20 protein-coding genes are annotated in these 21,651 nt (G+C 64.1%); 13 read left to right on the top strand and 7 right to left on the bottom strand.

What is annotated here, in order from left to right; all coding sequences use genetic code 11:
- The first annotated feature begins 84 nt into the window (after positions 1 to 84).
- From ASC86_RS22965 to ASC86_RS22920, 10 genes are all read left to right on the top strand, one after another.
- Positions 85 to 732: a Rieske (2Fe-2S) protein gene (locus tag ASC86_RS22965; protein ID WP_056326811.1), complete on the top strand. Its 648-nt coding sequence runs from the start codon at positions 85 to 87 to the stop codon at positions 730 to 732.
- Positions 729 to 1,574: an aromatic ring-hydroxylating dioxygenase subunit alpha gene (locus ASC86_RS22960; RefSeq protein ID WP_056326809.1), complete on the top strand. Its 846-nt coding sequence runs from the start codon at positions 729 to 731 to the stop codon at positions 1,572 to 1,574. Before ASC86_RS22965 ends, ASC86_RS22960 begins: the two co-directional genes overlap by 4 nt.
- Positions 1,574 to 2,233 carry a glutathione S-transferase family protein gene (locus ASC86_RS22955; protein ID WP_056326807.1) on the top strand — a complete coding sequence of 220 codons (660 nt, stop codon included), beginning with the start codon at positions 1,574 to 1,576 and terminating at the stop codon, positions 2,231 to 2,233. The genes ASC86_RS22960 and ASC86_RS22955 overlap by 1 nt, the downstream gene beginning before the upstream one ends.
- Entirely contained in the window at positions 2,230 to 3,600 is a 1,371-nt protein-coding gene (locus ASC86_RS22950) for an amidohydrolase (protein ID WP_056326805.1), read from the top strand. The genes ASC86_RS22955 and ASC86_RS22950 overlap by 4 nt, the downstream gene beginning before the upstream one ends.
- 22 nt (positions 3,601 to 3,622) lie before the next feature.
- On the top strand, positions 3,623 to 4,720 hold the full coding sequence (locus ASC86_RS22945) for a BMP family ABC transporter substrate-binding protein (RefSeq protein ID WP_056326803.1): 1,098 nt from the start codon (positions 3,623 to 3,625) through the stop codon (positions 4,718 to 4,720).
- Positions 4,721 to 4,726: 6 nt separating this feature from the next.
- Positions 4,727 to 6,244, top strand: coding sequence for an ABC transporter ATP-binding protein (locus ASC86_RS22940; protein WP_056326800.1), 1,518 nt, complete (start codon positions 4,727 to 4,729; stop codon positions 6,242 to 6,244).
- Complete coding sequence (locus ASC86_RS22935; RefSeq protein WP_056326798.1) at positions 6,241 to 7,329, top strand: ABC transporter permease; 1,089 nt, start codon at positions 6,241 to 6,243, stop codon at positions 7,327 to 7,329. The genes ASC86_RS22940 and ASC86_RS22935 overlap by 4 nt, the downstream gene beginning before the upstream one ends.
- Positions 7,326 to 8,237 (top strand): ABC transporter permease, encoded by a 912-nt coding sequence (locus ASC86_RS22930; RefSeq protein ID WP_056326797.1) that lies wholly within the window; start codon positions 7,326 to 7,328, stop codon positions 8,235 to 8,237. Before ASC86_RS22935 ends, ASC86_RS22930 begins: the two co-directional genes overlap by 4 nt.
- A gap of 77 nt (positions 8,238 to 8,314) precedes the next feature.
- Positions 8,315 to 9,709 carry a PLP-dependent aminotransferase family protein gene (locus ASC86_RS22925; protein ID WP_056326795.1) on the top strand — a complete coding sequence of 465 codons (1,395 nt, stop codon included), beginning with the start codon at positions 8,315 to 8,317 and terminating at the stop codon, positions 9,707 to 9,709.
- A gap of 254 nt (positions 9,710 to 9,963) precedes the next feature.
- A complete protein-coding gene (locus tag ASC86_RS22920; protein WP_056326952.1) occupies positions 9,964 to 10,341 on the top strand; it encodes a DUF983 domain-containing protein in 378 nt (125 codons plus the stop codon).
- A gap of 132 nt (positions 10,342 to 10,473) precedes the next feature.
- On the opposite strand, the gene ASC86_RS22915 is transcribed toward ASC86_RS22920, so the two are convergent.
- The 7 genes from ASC86_RS22915 to ASC86_RS22885 all read right to left on the bottom strand — a co-directional run bounded on the left by ASC86_RS22915 (position 10,474) and on the right by ASC86_RS22885 (position 18,182).
- Positions 10,474 to 11,235 carry an ATP-binding cassette domain-containing protein gene (locus ASC86_RS22915; RefSeq protein ID WP_056326793.1) on the bottom strand — a complete coding sequence of 254 codons (762 nt, stop codon included), beginning with the start codon at positions 11,233 to 11,235 and terminating at the stop codon, positions 10,474 to 10,476.
- Positions 11,236 to 11,247: 12 nt separating this feature from the next.
- The gene (locus ASC86_RS22910) at positions 11,248 to 12,447 is read right to left on the bottom strand and encodes an alanine racemase (RefSeq protein WP_056326791.1); all 1,200 of its coding nucleotides are present in this window, start codon (positions 12,445 to 12,447) and stop codon (positions 11,248 to 11,250) included.
- A 10-nt stretch (positions 12,448 to 12,457) separates the two neighbouring features.
- Positions 12,458 to 13,435: an ABC transporter permease gene (locus ASC86_RS22905; protein ID WP_056326790.1), complete on the bottom strand. Its 978-nt coding sequence runs from the start codon at positions 13,433 to 13,435 to the stop codon at positions 12,458 to 12,460.
- Between the two features lie 37 nt (positions 13,436 to 13,472).
- Complete coding sequence (locus tag ASC86_RS22900; RefSeq protein ID WP_056326787.1) at positions 13,473 to 14,546, bottom strand: substrate-binding domain-containing protein; 1,074 nt, start codon at positions 14,544 to 14,546, stop codon at positions 13,473 to 13,475.
- A 66-nt stretch (positions 14,547 to 14,612) separates the two neighbouring features.
- Positions 14,613 to 15,668: a substrate-binding domain-containing protein gene (locus ASC86_RS22895; RefSeq protein WP_156387172.1), complete on the bottom strand. Its 1,056-nt coding sequence runs from the start codon at positions 15,666 to 15,668 to the stop codon at positions 14,613 to 14,615.
- 43 nt (positions 15,669 to 15,711) lie between these two features.
- Positions 15,712 to 16,971, bottom strand: a complete 1,260-nt coding sequence (locus ASC86_RS22890) for a M20/M25/M40 family metallo-hydrolase (RefSeq protein ID WP_056326783.1) — start codon at positions 16,969 to 16,971, stop codon at positions 15,712 to 15,714.
- The gene (locus ASC86_RS22885; RefSeq protein WP_244477678.1) at positions 16,968 to 18,182 is read right to left on the bottom strand and encodes an ROK family transcriptional regulator; all 1,215 of its coding nucleotides are present in this window, start codon (positions 18,180 to 18,182) and stop codon (positions 16,968 to 16,970) included. Before ASC86_RS22885 ends, ASC86_RS22890 begins: the two co-directional genes overlap by 4 nt.
- Positions 18,183 to 18,704: 522 nt before the next feature.
- Between ASC86_RS22885 and ASC86_RS22880 the strand changes: the two genes are divergently transcribed.
- The 3 genes from ASC86_RS22880 to ASC86_RS22870 are packed head-to-tail and all read left to right on the top strand — an operon-like array spanning position 18,705 to position 21,614.
- Entirely contained in the window at positions 18,705 to 19,862 is a 1,158-nt protein-coding gene (locus tag ASC86_RS22880) for a Gfo/Idh/MocA family oxidoreductase (RefSeq protein WP_056326780.1), read from the top strand.
- Positions 19,863 to 19,875: 13 nt separating this feature from the next.
- Positions 19,876 to 20,760 (top strand): sugar ABC transporter permease, encoded by an 885-nt coding sequence (locus ASC86_RS22875; protein ID WP_056326779.1) that lies wholly within the window; start codon positions 19,876 to 19,878, stop codon positions 20,758 to 20,760.
- Complete coding sequence (locus tag ASC86_RS22870) at positions 20,757 to 21,614, top strand: carbohydrate ABC transporter permease (RefSeq protein ID WP_056326777.1); 858 nt, start codon at positions 20,757 to 20,759, stop codon at positions 21,612 to 21,614. The genes ASC86_RS22875 and ASC86_RS22870 overlap by 4 nt, the downstream gene beginning before the upstream one ends.
- Positions 21,615 to 21,651: the final 37 nt, after the last annotated feature.

The following is a 21,651-nucleotide window of genomic DNA, read 5'->3' as shown; positions in this document are numbered from 1 at the left end:
TATGCAAACGTGACCCCCGTCGGACAGCGGAAGCGCCGTGCCCCCTGCCCGGCAAGGTCTTGATGCTGCTTAGAAAGTCATTCCATGCACTCCGATACGACGGGCTCCTGGACGCCAGTCGCCCTTTCCGCCGATCTGCCGGCGGGAACCGTCATTCCGGCGCGGATTTCCGCCGGGTCGATTGCCCTGTGGCGCAGCGAAAGCGGACGCCTTTCTGCCTCCGCCGATCGCTGTCCCCATCGTGGCATGAGCCTGTCGCACGGCTTCGTGCGCGGCGAGGCGCTGTCCTGCATCTATCATGGCTGGAGCTATGCGCAGGGCGGCAACTGCATCCGTATTCCCGCCCATCCCGGCCTGACGCCACCGGAAACGATCCGCGCCAGGACTTTCGCGGTCGAGGAAGCCGGTGGCGTGATCTGGGTGGCGGCGGATGAAACCGAAACGAAGCCGCCTGTTCTCGAAGGCCTCACCCCCCTGCGCTCGATGACGACCGATGCCGGCATTTCCGCCATCGAGACCGCCGCTGGCACCAAGGCGAGCGCCGAAGGGTTGATCGAGCCGGCCGGCGGAACGCTCTGTCTTCTCGTGTCTGCCCGCAATGACGGACAGACGCTGATCCATGTGCTCTTGAAGGGCGAAACGAGCCCGGCCGACCGCATCGCCGCTTCGCGCGAAGCCGAGAGCCTGCGGCGGGCGGCGGAAGATCTTCAGAAGAAGGGGATCGCATCATGAGCATGCAAGCGATGATCGACGAATGGTATCCGGTCGGCATCGCCGCCCAGCTCGATACCGCCGGCCGCAACACCCTCTTGATGGGCGAACCGATCGTCGTCGCTACCGATGCCGACGGTCAGGCGAAAGTGACGGGCGGCAATGGCCGCACCCTCCCTGTCCGCATCCGCTACGGCCATGTCTGGACCTCGCTCGGCGAACCGAAGAAGGAGGTCTTCCCGATCCCCGAGGCAGACCAGCCCGGCCGGCGTTATGTCGATGTCGGCGTGGTCCGGGTGCGCTGCTCGCCGCTGCGCGCGGTCGAAAATTTCCTCGATATCGCCCATTTCCCCTTCGTGCACACAGATATCCTCGGCGCCGAGCCCCATACGGAAGTGCAGAGCTACAAGGTGGAAATCCGCGAGGACGTCGATGAGGTCTGGGCGACGCAGGTGAAATTCTACCAGCCGCAGGCGGCGAAATCCGCAAGCGGCGGCATCACCACCGAATATATGTACCGCGTGCCCGCCCCCACCTGCTCGGTGCTTTACAAGACCTGCCCGCCGCGCCCGAGCGAATGGGATGTGATCACGCTGTTCGTGCAGCCGCTGACGGAAGAGCTGTGCGACGTCTGGCCGTGGATGGCGCTGTTCGACGACGACACCCCGATGACCGATCTCATCCATTTCCAGCAGACGATCTTCCTGCAGGACCGCTCGATCCTGGAAAACCAGATCCCGCGACTCTTGCCGCTCGATCCCGGCATGGAAATCCCGACACGGGCGGACCTGACCTCGGTCGCCTACCGGCGCTGGCTCAAGCGCCACAACTATACCTATGGCGCGCAGCTGGTGGCGCAATAATGAAGCTCTACGACTACATCCTCTCGCCCAGTTGCTACAAGGTTCGCCTGATGGCAGCGCTGAGCGGCGTTTCGCTCGATATCCGTCCCGTCGATTTCCATCCCGGCCTCGAACATCGCGGCCCGGAACTCTTGGCGCTCAATCCCGCCGGCTCGATCCCGATCCTTCAGGATGGCGATCTTATCCTCACCGAATCCTCGGCGATCCTCGTCTATCTCGCCGCCAAGGCTGGCCCGGAATGGCTGGCCAGCGACAAACCGGAAGAGGCGGCCCGCGTGCAGCAATGGCTGTCCTTCTCCGGCCGGCTGACGGCAAGCCTCGGCGGCGCACGCCTGCATGAAATGCTGCTGCGGCCCGGCGATATCGACGCGCTGCAGCGCCAAGGTGTGGCAGCCTTGCGCGAGCTGGAACTCGGCCTTGTCGAGCAGGCGGAGCGCGGCATGCGCTTCCTCGCCGCCGACCGGCCGACCGTCGCCGATATCGCCTGCTTCCCCTATGTGGCGCTGGCGCCGGATGGCGGCGTTTCGCTCGATGCCTATCCGGCGATCCGCCTCTGGTCGCGCCGGCTGCGTTCGCTCGACCGCTTCATCGAAATGCCCGGCGTCCACCGGCTGCATGAGCTGAAGGCCGAACCCACGGTCGAGGAAAGCAAGGTATGAGCGGCATTCTCCTTAAAAACTGCGCCGCCGTTATCGTCGATGAGGGGAAGGGACCGGCGGTCCGCCGCAATGTCGATCTGCTGACCGAAGGACCGGCGATCAAGGCGATCGGGGAAAACCTCATCGCTCCCGCTGCGGCCACGGTTCAGGATGCCACCGGCTGGTTTATCTATCCCGGCCTCGTCAATACCCACCACCATTTCTTCCAGTGCTTCGTGCGCAACCGCGCCGATCTCGACTGGACCAAGCTCTCGGTCATCGAGTGGCTGGACAAGATCTACCCGATCTTCTCGCAGCTCAACGAGGAATGCTTCTACCATTCCTCGGTCACCGCCATGGCGGAGCTGATCAAGCACGGCTGCACCACCGCCTTCGATCACCAGTATAATTTCCCCCGCCATGCCGGAAAGCGGCTGATCGACCGGCAATTCGAGGCGGCCGATCTGCTCGGCATGCGCTTTCACGCCGGTCGTGGCGGCAACACGCTGCCGAAATCGGAAGGCTCCACCATTCCCGACGAGATGCTGGAGACGACGGACGAGTTCATCGCCGATTGCGCCCGGCTGATCGACGCCTATCACGACGCCAGCCCCTTCAGCATGCGCCAGGTCGTCGTCGCGCCCTGCCAGCCGGTGAACTGCTACCGTGAGACCTTCGTCGAATCCGTGGCGTTGGCGCGGGACAAGGGCGTGTTCATGCACACCCATGTCGGCGAAGGCGAAAGCCCGGTCATTCTCGCCCGCCACGGCAAGCGCACCGTCGATTATCTCGAAGAGATCGGCTTTGCCGGCAAAGATGCCTTCTACGCCCATTGCTGGGAACTGACCCACGACGAGCTGAAGACGATGGCGGCAAGCGGCACCGGCGTTTCCCATTGCCCCGAGCCGGTCTATCTGGTCGGCGCCGAAGTCACCGACATCCCGGCCATGGCGGCCTTCGGCTTACGCGTCGGCATCGGCTGCGATGGTGCGGCCTCCAACGACAATTCCAACCTGATGCACTGCCTGCATTCGGCCTATATGCTGCAATGCCTCGTCGCCTCCACCCGCAGCCACCCGGTGCCGCCACCAGTCGATTTCCTCGGCTATGGCACCACCGGCGGCGCAAGCCTGCTGGGCCGCAACGACATCGGCCGGCTCGCGCCCGGCATGGCTGCCGATCTCTTTGCCATCGACACCCGGCGCATGGATTATGTCGGCACCCGGCACGACCCGTTGAGCCTCATCCCGCGTGTCGGCATCGGCATGGCCACCGACATGACCATGATCAACGGCCGCATCGTCTGGCAGGACGGGGCTTTCCCCAGTCTCGACGAAGCGAAACTTGCAGCGGATGCCGAAGCAGCACTCGCCACCGTGGAATTTTAAAAAACCAACAGAGGGATAATCCATGACCAACCTGACCCGCAGAACCCTGATGAAGGCCGCAGCCGCCACCGGTCTTGCCGGCGCGCTTGGCGGCCGCATGGCCTTTGCCGCGGACGAGCCTTTGGGCATCACCCTCGTCGTGCCCTCGCCGATCGGCGATGTCGGCTGGGGCCATGCGCTGTCCGCCAGCCTCGAGCCGATCAAGGCCGCCTATGGCGACAAGGTGAAGGTCACCGTGCTCGAAAACATCATGGAAGGCCCGGATGCCGACCGCATCATGAACAAGACCGTCGCCGACGGAAACAAGTTCCTGATCGCCGGCTCCTTCGGCTATCAGAACGGCGCACTGCAGATCGCCCGCCGCAACCCCGACGTCACCGTGCTGCATGCCTCCGGCTTCCAGATCGCACCAAATTTCACGCCGTTCGCCGCCAAGTACTTCCAGGGCTCCTACCTGCTCGGCATGGCCGCCGCCGCCATGTCCAAGACCGGCAAGCTCGGTTCGGTTTCGGCCTTCGCCATCCCTGAGCTGATCACCACCATCAATGCCTTTACGCTCGGCGCGCAGGCGGTGAAGCCGGATATCGAAGTCTCGGTCGTCTGGGTCAATTCGTGGTTCGATCCGGCCAAGGAGCAGGAAGCGGCCAAGGCGCTCATCGCCCAGAAGTGCGACGTGATCTTCTCCAACGCGCAGGATACGCCCTCCGTCATCTCCGCTTGCGAGGACGCCGGCGTCTATTCGTTCAACCTCAATTCCTCGATGAAGAAATATGCCGAGAAGACCTATCTCGGCTGCGTCGCCACCGACTGGTCGCCCTTCTTCAAGGCCTCGGTCGAGGATCACCTCGCCGGCACCTTCAAGGGCCGCAACGCCTTCCTCGGCGTTGCCGAAAAGGTGGTGCAGGTCGTCGACTGGAACCCGGCCATCCCGGCCGATCTGATGACCAAGATCAAGGAAACCGAAGCCAAGATCGCCGACGGCAGCTTCTCGCCCTTTACCGGCCCGATCACCAAGGCTGACGGCACCGAAGGCGTGGCCGCGGGCGCGACCATGACCGATCCCGAGATCGTCGCCATGGACTGGCACGTCAAGGGCGTGACCACCCCGCTGCCGAAGTAAGTACCCATGACCCCGCCCCTCCTGTCGCTGCGCGGCATTTCGAAGAGCTACGGGCCGATCAAGGCCAACCAGGAGATAGACCTGGACGTGGCCGACAAGTCGATCCATGCGATCCTCGGAGAAAACGGGGCGGGTAAATCGACGCTGATGAAACTCATCTACGGCGTCGAACAGCCGGACGGTGGCAGCGTCGTCTGGCAGGGAGAGCCCCTGAACCTTGCCTCGCCCGCCGAGGCGCGGCGGCGGGGCATCGGCATGGTCTTCCAGCATTTCTCGCTGTTCGAGACCCTGACGGTGGTGGAAAACATCCGCCTCGTCGTGCCGGGCAAGACGGCCGACCTCATTGCCCGCATCCGCGCGCTCGGCCGCGATTTCGGGCTGGAGGTCGATCCGCTCGCCCATGTGCATGCGCTGTCCGTCGGCGAACGACAGCGGGTGGAGATCATCCGTTGCCTGATGACCGACCCGAAGCTGCTGATCCTCGACGAGCCGACCTCGGTGCTGCCGCCGCAACTCGTCGAAAAGCTGTTCGACACGCTGCGCCGCCTGCGCGACGGCGGCGTGTCGATCCTGTTCATTTCCCACAAGCTCGAAGAAATCCGGGCGATCTGCGACCGGGCCACTATCCTGCGCGCCGGCCGCGTCACCGGCAATATCGATCCGCGCGAGCATGACGCCCACGATCTCGCGCGCATGATGATCGGCCGCGACATGCCCGAGCCGATGCCGGCGGTGGAAACCAAAGGCGGCGATATCAGGCTCGAAATCAACAGCCTCTCGACCACGCCGGACGATCCGTTCGCCGTGCCGCTCTCCAATATCAGCCTCAGCCTGCGTTCCGGCGAAATTCTCGGCATTGCCGGCGTTTCCGGCAACGGCCAGAGCGAGCTTGCCGCGCTGATTTCCGGCGAAACAACGCTCGGACGCGATCAGGCAAACCGTATCCTGATGATGGGCAAGGATGTCGGCCGCCTCGCACCCGCCGCCCGCCGCGAACTCGGCTTCGCCTTCGTGCCGGAAGACCGGCTGGGACGCGGCGCCGTGCCGGAAATGTCGCTGACCCTGAACGGTCTCCTGACCGCCCACCCGCTGAAGCTGGTGAAAAACGGCCTCGTCGACACGGCCCGCGCCACCGCCTTCGCCAAGGATTGCATCCGCGATTTTGACGTGCGCACCCCCGGCCCCGAGGCGGAAGCCGGCGCCCTTTCGGGCGGCAACCTGCAGAAATTCATCGTCGGCCGCGAAATCATGCTGGCGCCGAAGCTGCTGTTCGTCGCCCAGCCGACCTGGGGCGTCGATATCGGCGCTGCCTCGGCCATCCGCCGCCGGCTGATCGCGCTGCGCAACGAAGGCATGGCGATCCTCGTCATTTCCGAGGAACTGGAAGAGCTGTTCGAACTCAGCGATACGCTGCAGGTGCTCTATCACGGCACGCTCAGCCCGCCGCTCGTCACCCGCGACACACGGGTCGAAGAGGTCGGCCGCTACATGATCGGCGCCAAGCCGCAGAAAGCCACCGCATGATCCTGCCCACGCTCGTCCGCCGCCAGCGCGCTTCACTGAAAGCCACTCTTCTTGCCCCGCCGCTGGCACTTGCCGCGGCCATCATTCTCAATCTCATCCTCTACAGCATCATGGGCCGTGACCCGGTCGCCGTGGTCTATGCGATGATTTTGGAGCCGTTCCTTTCCTGGTCGTCCTTCTCCGAGGTGCTGTTGAAGACCGGGCCGCTGCTGCTGATCGCGCAGGGCCTCGCCATCGGCTTTCGCGCCAAAGTCTTCAATATCGGCGCGGAGGGACAGTTCATCCTCGGCGCGATTTTCGCATCAGCCATTCCGATCTGGTTTCCCGAGGCGACCGGCGGCTGGATCTGGCCGGCGATGCTACTTCTCGGCGCCATCGGCGGCGCGCTCTGGGCTTCGATCACAGCCTTCTGGCGCGTCAAACTCAATGCCAATGAAATCCTCGTCTCGCTGATGCTGAGCCTCGTCGCCGCGCAACTGCTCTATTATCTGCTGCTCGGCCCGTGGAAGGACCCGAACGGCTTCAACTTCCCGCAATCGGTGATGTTCCAGTATGACGCCATGGTGCCGCTCCTGATCGACGGCACCCGCGTCAACGTTTCGCTGCTGATCGCGCTGGCGCTGTCGCTCGCCGCCTGGGTGTTCATGCAGAAGAGTTTCATGGGCTACAAGCTGCAGGTCGGTGGCCTCGCACCGCGCGCCGCCGGTTATGCCGGCTTCAACGAGGGCTGGGCGATCTGGCTGTCGCTGCTGATCGGCGGCTTTGCCGCGGGGCTGGCGGGGGCGGCGGAAGTTGCAGGCCCGCTCGGCCAGCTGCAGCGCTCGATCTCCACCGGCTATGGTTACGCCGCGATCATCGTCGCCTATCTCGGGGCACTGCATCCGCTCGGCATCATCGTCTCCTCGCTGGTGATGGCGGCGATCTATATCGGCGGCGACAATGCCATGGTTTCGGCAGACCTGCCGATCGCCGCCGTGCGCGTCTTCCAGGGCAGCCTGCTGCTCGCCTATCTCGTCGCCGTCGCCTTCGTGCGCTACCGCCTCGAATGGCCCCATGCCAAAGCCGCCGAAGGAAGCGCGCCATGAACGCCATCGAGTTCATCCTTGCCGGCATGCTGGCGGCCGCCACCCCCTTCCTGCTCGCCGCCCTCGGCGAACTGGTGGTGGAGCGCGCCGGGGTGCTCAATCTCGGCGTCGAGGGGCTGATGGCGGTCGGCGCCGTCATCGCCTTCATCATTGTCTATCATGGCGGCGGGCACTTCCTCGGCTTCATCGCCGCCGGCTTCGCAAGTGCTGCCCTATCGCTGATCTTCGCGCTGATCGCGCTCGGCTTTCGCGCCAATCAGGTGGCGACCGGGCTTGCCATCGGCATTCTCGGACAGGGGCTTTCGGCCCTGTTCGGCAAGACCTATGAGAGCCTGACGGTGAAGGGCCTGCCGAAGATCGCCATCCCCGGCCTTTCCGACCTGCCGGTTGTCGGCGGCCTGTTTGCGCAGGATATCGTCGTCTGGCTGTCGCTTCTCGCGACGCTTGCCATCTGGGCGACCTTCGCCTTCACCAAGACCGGCCTCGTCATCCGCGCCGTCGGCGAAAACCCGAAGGCGGCGCATGCGATCGGCTATCCGGTGATCGGCGTGCGCGTCGCCGCCGTCGCCTTCGGCGGCATGATGGCGGGCTTTGCCGGCGCCTATGCCTCCGTCATCTATACGCCGCTCTGGGCCGACGGCATGATCGCCGGACGCGGCTGGATCGCCATCGCGCTGGTCGTCTTCGGTACATGGCTGACGGGCCGTATCTTCCTCGGGGCCTGCCTGTTCGGCGCGGTGTCGCTGATGAGCCTTGCCGCGCAGGCAACCGGCCTCGACCTGCCCTCGCAGCTGCTGTCGAGCCTGCCCTACCTCGTCACCATCCTCGTGCTCGGCATCATCTCCGCCGACCGGCGCCTGCTGAAGCTCAACGGCGTCGCCTCGCTGGGAGAACCCTTCGAGCGGTAAGCTGCGACATTCGGCTCGGCGGGCCGGATGAGATTGTTGATGACATTGGCGCCGTGCAACAATATACAGTCAATATCATGAAAGACTGGCACCCCGACCTCACCCGCTCCTCGAGCCCCCGCTACATGGCCATCGCCGATCTGATCGAGATGGACCTGCGCAACGGCGTGCTGGCGGCCGGCGACCGGCTGCCGCCGCAGCGGGAACTGGCGAAGCGCCTGAATGTCGATTTCACCACCGTCGCCCGCGGCTATGTCGAGGCGCAGAAGCGTGGGCTGGTGGATTCCCATGTCGGTCGCGGGACCTTCGTGACCGGTGGCGAAAGCCGCCCCTTCGTGCTGGAGACTGCGCCCGACCCGCGCCGCGCGCTGGCGGCCGATTTTTCCATGAACATGCCGCCGGAGCCGGACGATCCGGACCTGATCGCCCGCATGCGCGAAGGTCTTGCGACGGTCGCCGCCGATCTCGTGCCGCTGCTGCGCTACCAGCCCTTCGGCGGTGCCGGCATGGACAAGGATGCCGCCGCCCTCTGGCTCGCCCGGCGCGGGCTGACCCCGCCGCCCGAGCGTATCTTCGTCACCCCCGGCGCGCATCCGGCGCTGCTCGCCCTTTTCGGCCTGCTCGCCCGCCCCGGTGAAACGGTGCTTTCCGAGGCGATTACCTATCCCGGCATGCGTTCGATCGCAGCACAGCTGCGCCTCAACCTGAGCGGCCTCGCCATGGACGGCGACGGCATCCTGCCCGAAGCCTTTGCCGATGCCTGCGAGCGGCTGGCCCCGAAAGCCCTCTATCTCAACCCGACCCTGCACAACCCGCTGACCTCGACCATCCCGGAAAAACGCCGCGCCGAGATCGCCGCTGTCGCGCAAAAATACCGCGTGCCGATCGTCGAGGACGATGCCTATGGCTTCCTGCCGCTCTCTGCGCCGACGCCCTTTGCGGCGCTTGCGCCGGAGTTGACCTGGTATATCGGCGGGCTGGCGAAGTGCATCGGCGCCGGGCTGCGGCTCGCCTATGTCGTTGCGCCCGATGCTCGCGCCGCCTGGCCCTTCGTCAGCGCGCTGCGCACCGGCAATGTCATGGCCTCGCCGCTGACCTCGGCGCTCGCCACCCGCTGGATCGGCGACGGTACGGCCGATGCCATCCTGCGCTTCGTTCGCGCGGAAGCCGGTGCCCGGCAGGAGATGGTGGCCAGGATGCTGCCCGCCGGCAGCTACAGGGCCGATCCCATCAGCTTCAACATCTGGCTGCCGCTCACGAACGGCTGGACCCGCTCCACCTTCGTCACCCACATGCGCGACGCCGGCATCGGCGTCGTTGCCGCCGATGCCTTCACCGTGGAAGGCGAGGTGCCGGAGGCCGTGCGCGTCTGCCTCGGCGGCGCTATCAGCCGAGACAGGCTGCAGGCTGCGCTGGATTTCATGGCCCACGCGCTGGAAGGCCCACCGGCCATGGCCGCTTCGTTCTTCTGATCTCTGGCTCCCCCTTCTCCCCACTGGTGAGAAGATGCCCGAAGGGCAGATGAGGGGGTATCTCCGCGAATTCAGAGCCGGCCGTCCCCCTTATCCGGCCCTGCTGGCCACCTTCTCCCCACTGGGGAGAAGGGAACCCCCGGCTGCGTCATTCTGGCCACTGGACCGGGGCGATCAATACACCTATATTGACTGCAATCAATATGGTAATTGATTGCAATGCAATTTATGCCGTCATGAAGAAAGAAATCGCCATGAGCACCGACTATCCTCCGCTTGCCCCGCTCCAGACCGGCATTCGCGGCCGCTGCCCGCGTTGCGGCCAGGGACATATGTTCAAGGGTTTTTTGACGCTGCGTCCGCAATGCGAAGTCTGCGGACTGGACTACAGCTTCGCCGATCCGGCCGATGGCCCGGCTTTCTTCGTCATCTGCTTTGCCTGCGTGCCGAGCGTGGCGCTCGGCGTATGGCTGGAAGTGGTATTTTCCGCGCCGCTCTGGGTGCACCTGCTGGTGACGGGACCGTTCATGCTGGCGACCTGCATTCCGCCGCTCAGGCCGCTCAAGGGCTGGCTGGTGGCGAGCCAGTATTTCTACAAGGCCGAAGAGGGCAAGCTCGTTCGCGGCGGGTGAGAGAAAGCCCCCTCCCCAGCCCTCCCCACAAGGGGGAGGGAGTTTATCGAATATGCCGATCCTCTGAAGCCAAATCTCGTTCCGCAGACTCCCTCCCCCTTGTGGGGAGGGTTGGGGAGGGGTCTTCGCCCGTCAGCTCTGCTGCAAACCGGTGATCATCGCGATGATCTCGTTCTTGTCGGTCTTCTTCGTTTCGCGCACGCCGATCTGACGGCCGCGCCGCAAGACACAGATGCGGTCGGAAAGCTTGAAGACCTGATCGAGGCTGTGGCTGATGATCAGCACGCCGATATTGCGGGTCTTCAGGCTGGCGACGATCTCTTCCACCTTCGCCGTTTCCGCAACGCCGAGAGCCGCCGTCGGCTCGTCGAGCAAGATCAGCTTGCTCGCCCAATGGGTAGCGCGGGCGATCGCCACGCCCTGACGCTGGCCGCCGGAAAGATCGCGGATGGTCGCATGCGCCGAGGGAATGCGGACGTCGAGTTCCGTCACCAGCTTTTCCGTTTCGGCGATCATCCGGCGCCGGTCGAGCAGGCCGAGCGCATTGGTCGGCTCGCGGCCGAGGAACATATTCATATAGACCGTCTGTTGGTCGGCCAGCGCCAGATCCTGATAGACGACCTCGATGCCGTGCGCCCGCGCCATGGTCGCGCTCGCCATGGCAACCGGCTGGCCCTCGATGGAAATCGAGCCCGAGGTCGGCGCATGCACTCCGGAGACGATCTTGATCAGCGTCGATTTGCCCGCGCCGTTATCGCCGACAAGGGCGACGATCTCGCCGGGATAAACTTCCAGCGAGAAATTCTCGATGGCGACGACGCCGCCGAAGGTCTTGCGGATATCCTGCAGGGCCAGCACGGGTTTCGTGGTCGCAAGGGCGGCAGTTGCGGTCATGGTCGTTTCCTCCTAGATCGGCCAGGCGGCGGTTTCGCCGAAGGAATTTTCGATGGTCTCGACTTTCGGCGCACCGGCGGAAATGCCGGAGACGCCGACGACATAGGCTCGCGTCACGAAGGCCTGGCCGCGAAAACCGAAGATCGCCGTATCGCCCGGTTTTGGCGCGGAGGGTCCCGAAGCGTCGATCATCGCGTAGTAATCGATGGCCGAGGGCGGCGGGACTTCGACGCTGCGCAAGGCCGAGGCCGCGACCGTCGGCTCGTCGGAGACGATGGCCCTGACGTCGTAATCCGGGAAGATCGGATCGATATAGAAGCCGCCGCCGAAGCAATAGGCCTTGCCGCCGGAAAGATGCGAGACTTCGGTGAGGTAGAGCATGGCCGGCAGCTCCGGCAGGTCTTCCACCACATGAAGCGCGGTGGTGCCATGCAGGCCGTTGCCGGGCTCGCACTGGGTGGCGCCGGCTTCGGCAAGAGCGGCAAGAAGCACGCTGGAGGTCGTGCCGGGAGCGTTGACCTCGATATCCCGGCGACCGGCCTTGGCCAGCGCCTCGGACGCCTTGGCGAGCGTCGCGAGATTGGGCGTCGGCAGCACCTTTCGCGCCTGATGGTCGAACAGCAGCGCCGGGAAGGTGGTGATGCCGGCAAAACGCCCGCCGTCGAGGCTGTCCAGCCTGTCGGCAACGGCAGCCACATCGCCGGCGGCAAAGCCGCCCTCATGGCCGCGATAGAAGGTATCGCCCTCGGCATGGATGCGGGCGAGCAGGTTCTGTACCCGACCGGCCGCCTTAGCGCCGGCTGCGGCTTCCTCGGCCTTGGTGTTGTTGAACACCGTCCAGTAATCCGGCTTTAGCACGGCCGCTGCGGCATTCGCCTCATGCCGCGCGACCTGCTGGAGATGGCCGAGATGGCCGACCTTCATGCCGGCGCGATGCGTTGCCCGCGCGCAGGCCATATCGACGGCGACCGAAGCCTCGATACCGCCGCGCATGATCGCCCGGCAGGCCGAGCTTGAGCGGCCGAACTGCTTGGTCATGGCGAAGATCTTCAGGCCGAGCCGGTCGGCTTCGGTCTTCAGGATGCGGGCATTGCGCTCGATGGTGTCGAGATCGATCACATAGGCATTGGCCGGGATCTTGCCGTCGCGGTGCAGCCTCTGGGCCGCTTCGATGAAGCCGGGATTGCGCCGGCGCAGCACGTCGAGAAACATGAAAACCTCCTCAGCGGGATTTTTCGCGCAGCGACACGGCGACTGCGGCAAGGATGATGAGACCGCGAACGATCATCTGGTCGGAAACGGAAAGGCCCATCAGAATCAGGCCGTTGTTGAGCATGCCCATCATCAGGGAGCCGACCAGCGCGCCGACGATCGAGCCCTTGCCGCCATTGAGCAGCGTGCCGCCCACGATGACGGCGGCGATCACCGTCATCAGGTCGGTTTCGCCGAGCGTATATTTCGCGGCCTGCAGGCGGCCGGCATAGAGCAGGCCCGCAAGGCCGGCGAGCCCGCCGGAGATCATCAGCACCGCAAGCCGCATCTTCGGCACGGAAATGCCGGAAACGCTTGCCGCCCGCGCATTGTCGCCGACGGCCAATACATGGGCGCCGAAACGGGTTTCGCGGTAGATGATGTGGCCGAGGGCCACGGCAATGACCGTCCACCAGACGAGCGAGGGAATGCCGAGGAGAGAGCCCGAGCCGAAGAAGCCGGTGAAGAATTCGTTGGTGACGGGTATGCTGCGCAGGTCCGTCATCGAGCGCGAGACGCCGGCAAACAGCCCGAGCGTCGCGAGCGTCACCAGAAAGGACGGCAGCCGGACATAGGCGACCAGCACGCCGTTGACGAGGCCGATCAGCAGGCCGCAGCCGAGCCCGGCGGCAATGCCGGGCACCATGCCGTAGGTCTGCATGGTCACGGCGGCGGCAAGGGCCGATACCGCGACGATGGAGCCGATCGAAAGATCGATCTCGCCGGCCGACATGACGAAGACGAGGCCGATCGCCATGATCGTGGCGGGCGCGGTCTGCAGCACGATGTTCGACAGGTTACGCACCGTCAGGAAGCCGCTGTCCTTCAGCACCACGGCGAAGAACAGGAATATCGCCAGAAAGCCGAAATAGACGACGTATTGCTGCAGGTTGACGCGGCCGGCCAGCCCCGCCGCACGGACTGCGGTACCGTTGTTGGTACTGGACATGATTTTCCTCCGTGATTGAGAGCCGACCGGCCTTCGATTACTTCAATGCGTCTGCGATGGACTGGGGCACGTCCTTGTTCAGCGACGTCTTCCAGCCTTCCTTCACCGTATCCTTGGTGACGGCGAGCGAATCCACGACGAGGAAGGGTGCGGCTTCCTTGCCGAGCATCGAACCGGCCGCCGAACGCGCCGCCGTCACACCGATGCTGTAGGCTTCGTCGGCAACGAGGGCCGCGACATTGCCGCCCTTGACCATGTCGAGCGCCGCCGGTTCGTTGAGGTCGAGCGTGACGATCTTCGTGTGGCTGTTGCCGGCCGAACGCAGCGCCGAAAGCACGCTCAGCGCCGGCTCCGCCCAGGTGACGTAGATGCCGTCGAGATCGGGATGCTGGGTGACCATCGCCTGCGCGATTTCCTCGCTGCGGGCGGGATCGGCCATGCCCTGCTCGGCGACGACCTGCATGTCCGGGTAATCCTGCTCGATGGTCTTCTTGAAGGCCTGGTCGCGCTGGTTGGTGACGTAGAAATCGGCGTCGTGGAAGATGTAGCCGACCTTGCCCTTCTTGCCGAGCGCTTCGGCCATGGCGATGCCAGCCTTGTTGCCCATCTGGAACAGGTCGTCGGACACGATCGTCACATAGTCCGTGCCATGCTTGTATCCGGCCGGCGAGTTGTCGATGAAGGCGAGCTTGACACCGGCGGCACGCGCGGGATCGTAGACCGGAGCGGCGCTCGCCGGATCGACCGGCAGCGAAACGATGATCGACGGCTTCTTGGCCAGCACCGTCTCGACATCGGCTTTCTGGCGCGCGGCATCGAAGCCGGCGTCGGTCTGGGCAACCACTTCGATGCCGAGGCGCTTGAATTCATCCTGTGCGCCGGCATTCACGGCATTGGTGTATTCGCTCATCTCGTGCCAGACGAGGGCGGCGGTGAACTTGCCGTCCTTGATCTTCTGTTCTTCGTCGGCCGTCAGCGTCACGGTTCTGGCCGGCGTCGGCGTCTCGCCGTTCGGCCCCTTGGTGGCGCCGTCGGCGGCGAAGGCGTGGCTGGTCAGGATGGAGCCGGCCAGCAGACCGGTCATCAAAGCGAGTGTGGTTGCGACACGCATGGTTTTACTCCCTGAAGTCCGATGATGGTGTGGCTGCGGCGGCACGGAGCCGCCGCAGCCGGGCGGTCACTTCGCAGCGTCGAGCACCGATTGCGGCGCATCGCGGTTCAGCGAGTCTTTCCAGCCCTGGGAGACGTTGTCCTTGGTCACGGTCAGCGCCGGGGCGACGACGAAGGCCGGGGTTTCCTGGCCGAGCAGCGACTTCATGCCGGCAGCCGCCATGGCGCGGCCAAGCTCATAGGCCTTGTCGGCGACGAGCGCCGTCACATTGCCGCCCTTGACCATGTCGAGCGCCACCGGCTCGGCGAGATCGAGGGTGACGATCTTGGTCTTGGTATTGCCGGCCGAGCGCAGCGCCGCGAGCACGCCATCCGCCGGCTCCGCCCAGGTCACGTAGATGCCGTCGAGATCCGGGTTCTGCAGCAGCATGGCATTGGCAAGCTCTTCGGCGCGGGCCGGATCGGAAATGCCCTGCTCGGCGACGATCTTGATATCCGGATAGTCCTTCTCGATGGTCGTCTTGAAGGCCTGGTCGCGCTGGTTGGTGACGTAATAAGTGGCGTCGTGGAAGAGATAGCCGACCTTGCCTTTGCCGCCGATGGATTTCGCCAGCGCATCGGCCGCCTGCTTACCCATCTGGAAGAGATCGTCGGTGACGATGGCGGCGTAATCCGCGCCGTGCTTGTAGTCCTTCGGCACGTTGGAGAGGAACACCAGTTTGGCGCCGTCGGTGACGGCCTGACGGAAGGCTTCCGCCGAGGTGACCGGATCGAGCGGCAGCGCCAGGATGACGTTCGGCTTGGCCGCAAGCGCGGTTTCGATGTCGCTGCGCTGGCGGGCGGCGTCGAACTGGGCGTCCGTGGTCACGGCGATATCGATGCCGGCGCGCTTGAATTCATCGGTCGCGCCCTGGCCGACCGCATTGGTGAAATCCGACGAGGTGTGCCACAGGAGCGCCGCCTTGTAGCCCTTGTCCTTCAGTGCCGCGATATCGGCGTCGGTGAGCGTCACTTCGGCGCTCGGGGTCGCCGCCTCGCCGGACGGGCCGACGGTCTGGGCGAAAGCGGTGCAGGCTGCGAGCACCAGACCGGCGGTCAGCGCCCCGGTCAGCCATTTTGTCATCTGCATGTTGTTACTCCCTCTTTTTTGGTTTTCATGGACTGCTTCAATCGACCGTGCCGCAGTACCGCGCCATGAAGGCCGCGAAGCCGACGACGCCGGCGAGAAACTCCTCAATCTCGACATGCTCGTTGATGGTGTGGCAGTTGCGGATATCGCCCGGCGCGCAATAGACGGCGGGAATGCCGAGCCGGTTGACGAAGAACGGCGATTCCGACCAGAACGGCGCGCCCTTGATCGCGCCGCGACCGGCAAGTGCGCCGCCCACAGCCTGCGCCAACATCGCAACCTCGGGCCGGGCAGCATCGATCTCCGCCGCCGTGCCGCCGAGCGCATGGTCGCGGCCGGCCGGATAGGAAAACTCTACCTGGATTTCCGGGTCGGCGATGGCGCCGCGCACGGCCGCTTCGATCTCGGCCGCCGCCTGATCGAGGCTTTCGCCCGGCAGCAGCTTGCGGATCAGCGACAGCTCGCATTTTTCCGGCACGGCGATGTAGCCGCCGCCGGTAAGCCCGGTGATCAGCAGGAAACCACGCCCGACGAGACCGTGTTCGGCGCGCGCGGAAACCGCGTCCGAATGTGCCCACAATGCGCTCATCGCCGCATGGGCGGCGCGCAGCGCATCCTTGCCAAGCTCCGGCACGCCAAAATAGGCGGAGCGGCCGGTGATGGTGATATCGGTGATGAAGAAGCCGATCTGCGCCGGGTAGACGGCCAGCTGCGTCGGCTCGACATAGACAGTGAAATCGGGCCGCGCCACTTCGCCGGCCTCGATGCGGCCGACATAATCCTTGACGCCGGCGGAGATGCCGGTGCCGGGCTGGCCGCTTTCCTCATCGCCGACAAAGGCGAAGGCGACATCGCCGGCAAGCTTGATGCCGGCTGCATCAAGCAGTGCCAGTGCCGCAAGCGACGCGGTTATGCCGGCCTTCAGATCGCCCGACCCCCGGCCCCAGACAGCACCATCGACGACCGCCGCGCCAAAAGGATTTTCGCGTTCGGTGCCGGCCCAGGCTTCCCGCCAGCCCTCGACGTGAACGACATCCGTATGGCCGATGAACAGCAGCCGTTTGCCGCTGCCGGCACCCTTGCGTTCGCCCCAGACATTCGGCCGTCCGGGCAGGAAATCGGCCGTCGTCAGCCCGGAAAGATCAAGCTTGCGCATCTCGTCGGCAAGGTAGGCGACGACATTGGCCTCGTTGCCGGTGATGCTGTCCCGCTGCACCGCGCCGCGAAACAGGGCAAGCGCCGCATCGCGGTCGAGCGCCGCCTTCAGGCGCGCGTGAAGATCGTTGTCCGCCGTCATTGCGCCGCCTCCTCCACCATCCCGGCGGGGGGAAGGGAAATCCCGGTGTTCGGCGCCGCCACGCCGAAAAGCGTATTGTGCAACTGGCTGAGGCCCACTGCCGTCGCCCCGACCAGCGCCGCCCGCGCGCCGAGATCGCCGGAAACGACATCGACCGGATAGGGAAAGCATTGCGGCAGGAAGTGGCGGGCGCGCTCCAGAATTTCCGGGCGCAGGCCGATCGAGCCGCCGAGGATGACGAGTTGCGGGTTGGCGATGGCTGAGATCGCGGCGATGCCGCAGGCCACCTGTCGCGCCGTGTCGTCGATGACGGAAAGGGCTGCCGCATCGCCCGCTGCCGCCCGTTCGAAGATGGCGGGAACGCCGATCCTCTCGCCGGTAGCTGCGGCGTAGCGATCGATGATGCCATGGGTCGCGACCGTGCGCTCATAGGCGCCGACCCGTAGCGATTCCGGCGCGAAGGGATCGGTGCCGATCGGCAGGAAGCCCATTTCGCCGGCAGCATTGGCCACGCCGCGCACGAGATTGCCGCCAAGGATCAGGCCGCTGCCGATACCCGTGCCGAGCGCAACATAGGCAAGATTGTCGATGCCCTGCCCCTGCCCCTGCCAGCTTTCGCCCAGCGCCGCGAGATTGACGTCGTTTTCCAGCACGACATCGAAACCGAATGCCTGCTTGAAGGCATCCAGCACGTCCATGCTGTCGAAATCCTTGATATTGGGCGCAAGCAGCACCCGTCCCGACCGGCTGTCCGGCGCACCGGGCACGCCGACGACGGCGAGCCGCAGCTTTTCGCGCGGCACCTTCGCAGTGACGGCGGCCGCAAGCGCCATGCCGGCGATTTCGGCGATCAGCGGCAGGCCGCCGCGCGGATCGGTGGGCGCCGTATCCTCGGCGACGATCTGGCCGGCAAGATCGGTGACGGCGACGCGGACCTTGGTGCCGCCGAGATCGACGGCGACGATATAGGCGGCATCGACTACCAGCTCATAGGTCACGGCGGAGCGGCCGATATGGCCGCTGGTGCGGCCGGTCTCACGCACCCAGCCATCGTCTTCGAGATCGCGGACGATTTCGGAGATCGTCTGCTTCGACAGGCCGGTGAGCTTTGAGATGGAGGCGCGCGAAATGGGACCGCCCTGAACGATCGCCTCCATGACGGAGCGCTGCGAGAACTGTCGGGATATGCGGGGAGCGTCGGTCATCGTCATCCATTTAGTTCGTTCTGTCACCGAACTTATTATGAGAGATGGATGGCGTCAAGCAGAGATGCGGAGTGGGGATGCGGATTCTGAAGGGTGAAAGATGGGAGGCGCGCTGGGGCTATAGAATACAGAAGACAGACAGGGCACCGTTCTTCCCGTCTCCGCAGCGGGGAGAAGGGGGCAAATAAAAGGGCCTTTCCGACGCGACCAATGCGACCCTACAGGGAGGACGGAAGGCGGACACCCCGAAGGCGTGTAAATAACCCGAAAATCCGCCGCCGTTTTTCAAACCGAAATCCACAGCCTTCACGCCCCTCGCCGGCTGCCGGAATCCAGCGCAAATCCCTAATATACAAGCCTTGAACCTGCCGGATTCCCGCCTTCCGCCCGTCGCTTTTCTCACGCACGCAATCGCAAATCATGAAAATCAATTTCATGCATACCAATATTTCTTGGGAATCCTGTTGACGGGAATGAAAATTTGGACCAGTTTTACGAAAATAAATTACGTACTCGGGGAATGAGCGTATGAGGGTGGGAATTATCGGGCTGGGCTTCCGGCTCGGCTATCTTGGCCATGTCTTCAAGGCCGTCGATGAGAGCTTCGAGATCGCCGGTTACGTCGATCCTGACCCGGCCGGCCTTCCCGGTCTTCTCGAAAAGGGTATTTCGGCCGGCAAGGCCTATGCCACCCCCGAAGAGCTGGTCGCCAACGAAAAACTCGACTGGCTGATGATCGGTTCGCCGAACCACCTGCATCTCGACCATATCCGCTTCGGCCTTGAATCCGGCCTGAAGATTTTCTGCGAAAAGCCTGTTGTCACCACCATCGCCGAGAGCATCGAGCTGGCGCGGCTGATGGCGAAATTCGGCCATGAGCGGCTGATGGTCGGCCTCGTGCTGCGCTATTCGCCCCTTTATAAGGACCTGCGCGCCATCCAGGCGTCCGGCACGCTCGGCAATATCGTCTCGATCGAGGCCTCCGAGCATATCGAGCCCTATCACGGCGCTTTCTTCATGCGCGACTGGCGCCGTTACGAGCGCTATTCCGGCAGCTTCATGCTGGAAAAATGCTGCCATGACCTCGACCTCTACAACGGCGTCGTCGGCGCCCGGCCGGAGCGGGTGGCAAGCTTCGGCGGCCGCAAGAGCTTCATTCCTGAAAACGACCCGGCCCGCGAGGGCATCAACGACCTCGAACTGTTCCACCGCAAGCCGAGCGGCTGGCTGGGCTCCGACAAGGTCTTCGATAGCGACGCCGACATCATCGACTACCAGGTCGCGATCGTCGAATACGCCAACGGCGTCGGCATGAACTTCCACACCAACCTCAACGTGCCCGACCAGTTCCGCCGCTTCGCCATCGTCGGCTCGCGCGGCATGGCCGAGGGCGATTTCGTCCGCGGCTATCTCGACGTGCACGAGCAGCTGACCGGCAAGAAGACCGTCGAGAACCGCTATGCCGCGACCGAACTGTCGCAGCATTACGGCGCCGACGAGCAGATGGCCGCCGATCTTTTGGAAAGCGTGCGCACCGGAACCCAGCTTCCCGTCTCGACGCTGAACGCGCTCGAGGCCGGCATTCTCGCCCTTTCCATGGACGAGGCGCGGATGAAAAGGACGGTTGTCGATCTCAGGCCGATCTGGGATAAATTCGACGAGGCGCTGAACGCAAAGTCTGTTTGAGGGGGTACGGCCAGTGGGTGTTCAACGAAGCAATATCATCTTCGCATGGATTCTTCTTCTTCCGGCGGTTCTCTATGTCGCCGTCATCGTCGCTTATCCGCTGGTCGAAACATTCATCCTGTCGTTTACCGATGCCTCGCTGAGGAAGGTGACGAACTGGGTCGGCTGGATAAACTACGAGAAGATCTTCAACGCCACCTTCGCGGAAGTCATCATCCGCACCTTCATCTGGACCTTCTTCTCGGTCGCCCTGAAGATGATCATCGGCACCTTTGGCGCGGCGATGCTCAACACCGCCGTTCCCGGCCGCTCGCTGTTCCGGCTGCTCACAATGCCGCCATGGGTGGTGCCTATGGCGATCGGCATCTTCATGTGGGGCTGGATGTATAACGGCCAGTTCGGCATGATCTCCGGCATGCTGCAGCGTCTGGGGCTGGTGGATGGGCCTGTTGCCTTCCTCGCCTATGGCGGAACCGCCTTCTGGGCGACGATCATCACCGACGTCTGGATCGGCGTGCCGCTGGTCACCATCTATTTCCTCGCCGCCATCCAGTCGATCCCGAAGGACCTGTATGAAGCCGCCTGGACGGATGGCGCAGGCCGCTTCTACCGCTTCCGCCGCATCACCCTGCCGCTGATGGTCCCGTCGATCATCACCATGTCGATGCTGTCCTTGATCGCCACCTTCAACTCCTTCGACATCATCTGGATTCTGACCCAGGGCGGTCCGAGCGGCCAGACGACGACGATGATCATCGACACCTACCAGACCGCCATCGGCTCGAAGAAATACGGCGAGGGTGCCGCCCGCGCGGTGCTGATCTGCATCTTCCTGTCGGCCTTCTGCTTTGCCTACTTCCGCGTCACGCGACGCCTCAACCCGGAGAAGCGCGCATGAAGAACACGCCCATGATCGACCGCTACCGCTGGTGGGAGATGGTGTTCATCTATCTCGGCATCGCGGTGTTCCTCACCTTCATCCTGTCGCCCTTCGTCGAAGGCTTCCTGGTGTCGCTGAAGCCGCTCAGCCAGCTGTTCTCCTCGCCCTACCGGTTCTTCCCGGAAAACGCGTCGTTCGAAGCCTACCGGACGATGTGGATCAGCGTGCCCGGCTTTGCCCGCTATATCTTCAATTCGTTCTTCATCTCGATCGTCGTCACCGTGATCGTGCTCTGCCTGGTGGTTCCGGCATCCTATGCCTTCGCCAAGTTCGAATTTCCCGGCATGGGCATCCTGCTCGGCGCCTTCCTGACGGTGAACATGTTCTCCGGCGCCGTGCTGCTCATCCCGCTCTTCCGGCTGATGCGCTCGATGGGTGTTCTGAACACCTATTTCGCAATGATCGTGCCGGGTGTCGCCTTCCTCATTCCCTCGGCCATCTGGCTTCTGCGCACCTATATGATCCGCATTCCGCAGGAGCTGAACGAGGCGGCCTATGCCGATGGCGCCAGCCACTTCTATACCCTGCGACGGGTGATCCTGCCGATTGCCATGCCCGGCATCATCGTCGTCGCCATCACCACTTTCATCGGCGCCTATGCGCAGCAGTTCATCTTCGCACTGACCTTCAATTCGAAGAGCGAATACATGCCTCTGCCGGTGGGACTCTTCGCTTACTTCGGTAAGCAGGAGGTCATCTGGAACGAGCTGATGGCCGCATCCTTCGTCGGCATCGCGCCGGCGATGGTCATCATCTTCTTCCTGCAACGTTATCTCGTCGGCGGCCTGACCGCCGGCGCGGTGAAACAATAACAAAACAACGAACAGCTAACAGCAAACACACAGAATA

It is taken from the genome of Rhizobium sp. Root1212, from assembly GCF_001424985.1.
Taxonomy (GTDB): domain Bacteria; phylum Pseudomonadota; class Alphaproteobacteria; order Rhizobiales; family Rhizobiaceae; genus Pararhizobium.
This window is presented reverse-complemented; position numbering and strand designations above follow the sequence as displayed.

Excerpts from the sequence above, each read along its gene's own strand:
- ASC86_RS22950 (WP_056326805.1), top strand. The coding sequence starts at position 2,230 with ATGAGCGGCATTCTCCTTAAAAACTGCGCCGCCGTTATCGTCGATGAG.
- ASC86_RS22930 (WP_056326797.1), top strand. The coding sequence starts at position 7,326 with ATGAACGCCATCGAGTTCATCCTTGCCGGCATGCTGGCGGCCGCCACC.
- ASC86_RS22965 (WP_056326811.1), top strand. The coding sequence starts at position 85 with ATGCACTCCGATACGACGGGCTCCTGGACGCCAGTCGCCCTTTCCGCC.
- ASC86_RS22880 (WP_056326780.1), top strand. The coding sequence starts at position 18,705 with ATGAGGGTGGGAATTATCGGGCTGGGCTTCCGGCTCGGCTATCTTGGC.
- ASC86_RS22910 (WP_056326791.1), bottom strand. The coding sequence starts at position 12,447 with ATGTTTCTCGACGTGCTGCGCCGGCGCAATCCCGGCTTCATCGAAGCG.
- ASC86_RS22900 (WP_056326787.1), bottom strand. The coding sequence starts at position 14,546 with ATGCGTGTCGCAACCACACTCGCTTTGATGACCGGTCTGCTGGCCGGC.
- ASC86_RS22870 (WP_056326777.1), top strand. The coding sequence starts at position 20,757 with ATGAAGAACACGCCCATGATCGACCGCTACCGCTGGTGGGAGATGGTG.
- ASC86_RS22960 (WP_056326809.1), top strand. The coding sequence starts at position 729 with ATGAGCATGCAAGCGATGATCGACGAATGGTATCCGGTCGGCATCGCC.
- ASC86_RS22955 (WP_056326807.1), top strand. The coding sequence starts at position 1,574 with ATGAAGCTCTACGACTACATCCTCTCGCCCAGTTGCTACAAGGTTCGC.
- ASC86_RS22890 (WP_056326783.1), bottom strand. The coding sequence starts at position 16,971 with ATGACGGCGGACAACGATCTTCACGCGCGCCTGAAGGCGGCGCTCGAC.
- ASC86_RS22945 (WP_056326803.1), top strand. The coding sequence starts at position 3,623 with ATGACCAACCTGACCCGCAGAACCCTGATGAAGGCCGCAGCCGCCACC.
- ASC86_RS22935 (WP_056326798.1), top strand. The coding sequence starts at position 6,241 with ATGATCCTGCCCACGCTCGTCCGCCGCCAGCGCGCTTCACTGAAAGCC.
- ASC86_RS22885 (WP_244477678.1), bottom strand. The coding sequence starts at position 18,182 with ATGACGATGACCGACGCTCCCCGCATATCCCGACAGTTCTCGCAGCGC.
- ASC86_RS22920 (WP_056326952.1), top strand. The coding sequence starts at position 9,964 with ATGAGCACCGACTATCCTCCGCTTGCCCCGCTCCAGACCGGCATTCGC.
- ASC86_RS22905 (WP_056326790.1), bottom strand. The coding sequence starts at position 13,435 with ATGTCCAGTACCAACAACGGTACCGCAGTCCGTGCGGCGGGGCTGGCC.
- ASC86_RS22925 (WP_056326795.1), top strand. The coding sequence starts at position 8,315 with ATGAAAGACTGGCACCCCGACCTCACCCGCTCCTCGAGCCCCCGCTAC.
- ASC86_RS22895 (WP_156387172.1), bottom strand. The coding sequence starts at position 15,668 with ATGACAAAATGGCTGACCGGGGCGCTGACCGCCGGTCTGGTGCTCGCA.
- ASC86_RS22915 (WP_056326793.1), bottom strand. The coding sequence starts at position 11,235 with ATGACCGCAACTGCCGCCCTTGCGACCACGAAACCCGTGCTGGCCCTG.
- ASC86_RS22940 (WP_056326800.1), top strand. The coding sequence starts at position 4,727 with ATGACCCCGCCCCTCCTGTCGCTGCGCGGCATTTCGAAGAGCTACGGG.